The sequence below is a fragment of the Halomonas sp. Ps84H-12 genome (assembly GCF_024124725.1).
GTDB classification, from domain to species: domain Bacteria; phylum Pseudomonadota; class Gammaproteobacteria; order Pseudomonadales; family Halomonadaceae; genus Vreelandella; species Vreelandella aquamarina.
This window is the reverse complement of record NZ_JAMXSJ010000018.1, coordinates 71,581-77,580: the sequence shown is the minus strand read 5'-3', so window position 1 is coordinate 77,580 and position 6,000 is coordinate 71,581. Positions and strand designations below refer to the sequence as shown.

General features: G+C 56.7%; 5 protein-coding genes. 4 read left to right on the top strand and 1 reads right to left on the bottom strand.

Annotated elements, in window-relative coordinates:
* Positions 1 to 240: 240 nt before the first annotated feature.
* On the bottom strand, positions 241 to 657 hold the full coding sequence (locus NH344_RS10485) for a hypothetical protein (protein WP_137093535.1): 417 nt from the start codon (positions 655 to 657) through the stop codon (positions 241 to 243).
* A gap of 397 nt (positions 658 to 1,054) precedes the next feature.
* On the opposite strand from NH344_RS10485, the gene NH344_RS10480 reads away from it, so the two are divergent.
* The 4 genes from NH344_RS10480 to NH344_RS10465 all read left to right on the top strand — a co-directional run bounded on the left by NH344_RS10480 (position 1,055) and on the right by NH344_RS10465 (position 5,985).
* Positions 1,055 to 2,257 carry a glycine betaine/L-proline ABC transporter ATP-binding protein gene (locus NH344_RS10480; protein ID WP_213262113.1) on the top strand — a complete coding sequence of 401 codons (1,203 nt, stop codon included), beginning with the start codon at positions 1,055 to 1,057 and terminating at the stop codon, positions 2,255 to 2,257.
* Positions 2,257 to 3,090 (top strand): proline/glycine betaine ABC transporter permease, encoded by an 834-nt coding sequence (locus NH344_RS10475; protein ID WP_062362947.1) that lies wholly within the window; start codon positions 2,257 to 2,259, stop codon positions 3,088 to 3,090. Before NH344_RS10480 ends, NH344_RS10475 begins: the two co-directional genes overlap by 1 nt.
* A gap of 150 nt (positions 3,091 to 3,240) precedes the next feature.
* Positions 3,241 to 4,113 carry a glycine betaine ABC transporter substrate-binding protein gene (locus NH344_RS10470; protein WP_044630701.1) on the top strand — a complete coding sequence of 291 codons (873 nt, stop codon included), beginning with the start codon at positions 3,241 to 3,243 and terminating at the stop codon, positions 4,111 to 4,113.
* Positions 4,114 to 4,344: 231 nt separating this feature from the next.
* Positions 4,345 to 5,985: a BCCT family transporter gene (locus NH344_RS10465; protein ID WP_253027885.1), complete on the top strand. Its 1,641-nt coding sequence runs from the start codon at positions 4,345 to 4,347 to the stop codon at positions 5,983 to 5,985.
* Positions 5,986 to 6,000 lie beyond the last annotated feature (15 nt).

The window sequence follows — 6,000 nt, the reverse complement described above, 5'->3', positions numbered from 1 at the left end:
CACCCTTGCCGTCGGCTAGCACTTCCCCTTACCGGGCGTGCAGGGGACTTTCACCCCCAAGTCATCCTGAGGCACCACCCCCAGGAACAGCGCCTATCAAGGCGCTACGCGCCGTGCCTGGCGCACAGCAAAAAAAAAAAAGCCCCCGCGGGCGCGGGGGCGAAAGGATGATAAACCGTGTGGAGCAGCCGCAGGGAACAGACAGCTGGGCCGGCTTACCATCGTAGGGAGCGTTGACGGCTATTGGCCGTTAGTCATGTCGTCTTCATCATCGGTACTGTTAACGTCGTCGGTAGTGGTCTCGCTAGCACCGGGCATGGGATCGGTGCCTTCACCGAAACCAGGATTCTCTTCAGGATCGTTGACAGCGCCCGTTTGCGTATTCTCACCCGGCATTGGCTCTTGCGTCGCCGCGGGATCTTCGCCCAAGCCTGGGTCTTCATTCATCAGCTCGTCTGCCATGGTAGGCTCGTTCCCGGTAGCCGGAGCCGTCGTGGTCGTCGCATCCTGCTCCATGGTGTCAGGTTGCTGCGCCGGGGGCATTTCATCTTCGCCGTTGCCACACCCCGCCAGGGCCAAGGTGCTGACGGTTGCGGCTAACATGCACAGTATCAGCACACGTGGACGCTTGCGCGATTGGCTCACTTGTTTATCCATAAAGATTGCCTCCTTTTTCGACTAACGTGCTTGCGTCACTTGCCAAGCTTTTCTAAAAAGGTACATTCACACTTCATGCCAACATTAAAAAAATACATTTATATTTAAAAAAAAACAATAGCTTATTGAAAAATCACAGCCACCGTTCGCTGTCACGACAGGGTCATGGACGGGGGTTCAAAATGGCACATGTGGCGTAATATGGCCTGGCTGGCGGGCGCGTTGTGACACATCCCGTCCATTTATGTATAATAATTTTTAATAATTCATTAAACATAACCCAACCTTCTACTTATGAACCGTTTTGTGTCGCTGCTTGCAGGGAGCACGTAAATGCCGCAGGTAAGCGCATCGAGTAACGACACAAGGCTGCTCATTCAATCAAAAGGCACCGCTGATGGACGAGACACGCCCTGTCAAAATTCAGGTACGCGGCTTGAGCAAGGTCTTTGGCAAACAGCCCAAAAAAGCCCTCGAGTTACGCGACCAGGGCCTCAAACGCCCTGAGATTCTCGAAAAAACCGGCCAAACCCTCGGCCTTTCCGATATCTCCTTCGACGTCTACGAAGGTGAACTACTAGTCATCATGGGCCTGTCTGGCTCGGGTAAATCCACGCTGATTCGCTGTTTGAATCGCCTGATCGATACTACCGAAGGCGAGATCATCATCGACGGAGAGAACATCCCCACGTTGGGTGAAAAAGCGCTGCTGGAGTGCCGCCGCCGTCATTTCTCGATGGTCTTTCAAAACTTCGCGCTTTTCCCCCATCGCACAGTTCAACAGAATGCCGAGTTCGGCCTGGAAATTCGCGGCGTCGAAAAATCGGAGCGCCAGTCGATTGCTCATAACGCGCTGAAGCAGGTGGGCTTAGAAGGCTGGGAAGACGCCTACCCCAATCAACTATCAGGTGGTATGCAGCAACGCGTTGGGCTTGCTCGCGCCCTGGCGAACGATGCCAGCGTGCTCTTAATGGACGAGGCGTTCTCGGCCCTCGACCCGCTGATCCGTAAGGATATGCAGCAAGAGCTACTGCAGCTGCAAAGCAAAATGCAGAAGACCACCGTCTTCATCACCCACGACCTCGATGAAGCGCTCAATATCGGCGACCGCATCGTGCTGCTGAAAGATGGTGAAGTCGTACAAATTGGCACGCCAGAAGAGATTCTGACCAAGCCCGCCGATGACTACGTCCGCCGCTTTATTGAAGGGGTGGACCGCTCGCGCATTCTGACCGCCGAGAGCGCCATGCGCCCGGTACGCACCACCGCACGCGACAGCGATGGCCCACGTACAGCGCTGCATAGGATGCGGGATCACAGCATTGACTCCATCTACGTCACAGACCGTGACCGTCAGTTGTTAGGCCTGCTGGAAGCGGACGCTGCCAGCCGCGCCATTGAGGCAAAAGCCGAGACCATTACCGGCCATCTGACTCAAGATTTCCGCAAAGTGCCGCCAGACGAGCCGCTGCAAAACCTCTTCGCCATGTTTAGCGAAAAGAGTTACCCGATTGCCGTGGTGGATGAGCAGCAACGCCTGCTGGGCGTTGTAGTGAAAGGCGCAGTCCTGGATGAACTGGCACGAGCAGGAGAACAGTAATGGAGATAACACGCATTCCTTTAGGTAGCTGGATCGAAAGCGGCCTGACGTGGCTGACAAGTGAATATTCGGTGGTTACCCGCGGCATTTCCCGCGTGACACAGACGGGGATCAACAGCCTCAACGATGGCCTAATGTGGCTGCCCGAGTGGGCGCTACTGGCGATTATTGCACTGCTGTGCTGGAAACTCGCCAGCACTCGCCTGGCCATTGGTGCGGTTGCCGGGCTGGCTTTGATCTGGAACCTAGGGCTTTGGAACCCCATGATCGAGACGCTGACGCTGGTGGTGATTGCCACACTGGTGGCGGTGGTCATCGCGCTGCCCGTAGGCATCGCCGCGGCGCTTTCCGAGCGACTCTACCGGCTGATCATGCCCGTGCTGGACTTCATGCAGACCATGCCCGCGTTCGTGTACCTGATCCCTGCCATCCCGTTTTTCGGCATTGGCTCGGTGTCGGCGATTTTTGCCACGGTCATCTTCTCCATGCCGCCCGCCATTCGCTTTACCACACTGGGCATCCGCCAAGTGCCGACCGAACTCATCGAAGCTGCCGACGCCTACGGTGCCACGCGAGGCCAAAAACTGTTCAAAGTGCAGTTGCCGCTGTCGCTGCCCACGGTGATGGCGGGCATCAACCAAACCATCATGCTGGCACTGTCGATGGTGGTCATTGCCGCCATGATCGGCGCCGATGGTTTGGGTAGCGAAGTCTGGCGAGCCATTCAGCGTTTGCGTCCAGGGGATGGCTTCGAAGCCGGGATTGCCGTGGTCATTCTAGCCATGCTGCTGGATCGTCTGACGCAGTCGCTGCGCAAATCGCGCCGCTCATAGCCGATCTTGGCGCTGCGTTGGCCATGGCATTTGATCCCTCCGTGATGATTGACCATGCTGAAAGCACCAAAAGGTAATTTACGTTAAACCACAACACACTATTTATACTGCAGTGGCGAGCGCCACTGCCCAACAACAGGGAGCAAGTGAATGAAAACTCGTACGTTGAATCACCGCATCCGTCTCGCCTCATTAGCCCTCTTCGCTGGCACAGGTCTCGCTGCCGGTAGCATGGCCCACGCCCAAGATCAAGGCACGGTCAACTTGGCCTATGTCGAGTGGTCCTCTGAAGTCGCTTCCACTAACGTTATTGCTGCGGTTCTCGAGCAGGCAGGGTTCGAGGTGGAACTGACCTCGCTGTCCGCAGCGGCCATGTTCCAAGCCCTCTCCACGGGTGATGCCGATGCCATCGTCGCCGCCTGGCTGCCCACCACTCACGCAGACTACATGGAGCGTGTCAGTGACAATACCGAAGACTTAGGCCCCAATCTGGATGGCACCAAACTCGGCTTGGTCGTACCTGAGTACACCGACGTGGACTCCATCGCCGATCTGAACGACAACGCCGACAGCTTCAACGGCGAGATCATCGGTATTGACCCCGGTGCCGGCCTGATGGCACTCACCGAAGAGGTCGTGGATACCTATGACCTCGGGCTGAACCTGCGCAGCGGCAGCGGCGCCACCATGACGGCTGCTTTGGCCAGCGCCATCCAAAACGAAGAAGATGTGGTCGTCACTGGCTGGACGCCGCATTGGATGTTTGCTCGGTTCGATCTGAAATACCTCGAAGACCCAGAAAACGTCTACGGCGGTGCCGAGCAGATCCATACCGTCGTACGTAGCGGTCTGGAAGAAGACATGCCAGAAGCCTACGCCATTCTGGATGCCTTCGAGTGGACGCCCGAGCAGATGGGCGAGGTGATGCTGATGAACCAAGAAGATGGCAGCGACCCCTACGAAAATGCCAAGCAGTGGGTAGAAGAGAATCAAGACGTGGTCGAGCAGTGGCTCAACGGCTAGTCATACTCTGCCCCGAGCGTTAAATGACAGAGGGCTTCGGCCCTCTGTCGTCGTTGTAAATGTGACGTTTTTTCGTGCTAATGTGCCCGCGCGTTGAACAAAGATTAAGCAACGTTTGCTACTGTTACTGATGTAATACACGCCTGCTAACGCATTGGTGATTGGCCAGAAGGTAACTGCTGGTCCATCCAGGTGCGTTTGGCGGTTTCTGTCCGACATGGAGAGGCTCCCGTGGATAATCCTGACTCTAAGCGTCCCGCTGATGAGCCGGTATCAGAAGGCATCCCCGCCCCTGATGGCCCGGCTAACCTGATCGATACCGATTATGTGATCGGCCAAGACAACATTACGACGAGTGCAATGGGCTTCAACCTTGACCTACACGGCAAGGTATTCACCATTTCGTCACTCGTGGTGCTGCTGTTCGTCATACTCACCTTGGCACTGCAAGATACGATTTCGCCGATCTACGACGCCGTTTTTGGCTTCCTGACCGGCAATCTGGCTTGGTTCTTCATTTTGGCCGCCAATATCTTCGTCATTCTTTGCCTGGGTTTGATCGTCTCTCCCCTGGGTAAAATCCGCATTGGCGGGGCAGATGCCAAGCCGGACTTTACCTATGCCGGCTGGTTTTCGATGCTGTTCGCCGCCGGTATGGGCATTGGGCTGATGTTCTTTGGCGTCAATGAGCCGCTGACCCACTTCGGCACCTCTTTGGATGGTGGCGACTGGGCACCGCTGGCTGGCGCTGAGGGCGATACGGCAGGCGCAGCGGCGCTGGGCATGGCGGCAACGATCTTCCACTGGGGTCTGCATCCGTGGGCGATTTATGCCGTGGTGGCTCTGTCATTGGCGCTATTCTCGTTCAACAAAGGCTTGCCGCTCTCCATGCGCTCGGTGTTCTACCCGCTACTGGGTGAACGCGTTTGGGGTTGGCCGGGCCACTTGATCGACATTCTGGCGGTGTTTGCCACGCTGTTTGGTCTGGCCACGTCACTGGGGCTGGGTGCTACCCAGGCCGCTGCTGGCTTGACCTATCTGTTTGGCGCGCCGGAAAGTGATATCACGATGATTCTGCTCATCATCGGTATCACGATAATAGCGACTGGCTCGATCGTTGCCGGTGTCGACAAGGGCGTACAGCTGCTGTCGAAAATCAACATCGCCATGGCTGCCGCGCTGCTGTTCTTCGTGATCGGTGTCGGCCCGACGCTGCTGATCGCGACCGGCTTTTTCGAGAACCTATTGAGCTACGTGGTTCATCTGCCGGCGCTGTCGAACCCCTTTGGCCGTGAAGACGCGAACTTTAGCCAAGGCTGGACGGCCTTCTACTGGGCATGGTGGATCTCATGGTCTCCGTACGTCGGCATGTTCATTGCCCGGGTATCCCGCGGCCGTACCGTACGTGAGTTCCTGATCTCCGTGCTGATCGTGCCGTCTGTCGTTTCGGTACTGTGGATGACGACCTTCGGTGGCACCGCCATCGATCAGTACGTCAGCCAAGGCATCGAGGCCGTGCGCGACGCAGGCGTGGACTTGCAGCTGTTCATCATGCTCGAGCAACTGCCGCTGTCACAGATCACCTCGTTCATTGCGATTCTGCTAGTCATCATCTTCTTCGTGACCTCGTCGGATTCTGGCTCGCTGGTCATCGACTCCATTACCGCAGGTGGCAAGGTCGATGCACCGAAACCGCAGCGTGTGTTCTGGGCGATCATCGAAGGCGCGATTGCCATTGCACTGCTGCTGGGGGGCGGTTTGACCGCGCTGCAAACCATGGCCGTGTCGACCGGCTTCCCGTTCACCATCATTCTACTGGTGGCCTGCTACGCCATCATCAAAGGCTTGATGAGCGAACCCAAAGCAGTGTAAGTAACAGCTTCAACT

What these genes read in the sequence shown, in the direction of transcription:
- NH344_RS10480 (WP_213262113.1), top strand. Translation starts at nt 1,055, where the DNA reads ATGGACGAGACACGCCCTGTCAAAATTCAGGTACGCGGCTTGAGCAAG.
- NH344_RS10485 (WP_137093535.1), bottom strand. Translation starts at nt 657, where the DNA reads ATGGATAAACAAGTGAGCCAATCGCGCAAGCGTCCACGTGTGCTGATA.
- NH344_RS10470 (WP_044630701.1), top strand. Translation starts at nt 3,241, where the DNA reads ATGAAAACTCGTACGTTGAATCACCGCATCCGTCTCGCCTCATTAGCC.
- NH344_RS10475 (WP_062362947.1), top strand. Translation starts at nt 2,257, where the DNA reads ATGGAGATAACACGCATTCCTTTAGGTAGCTGGATCGAAAGCGGCCTG.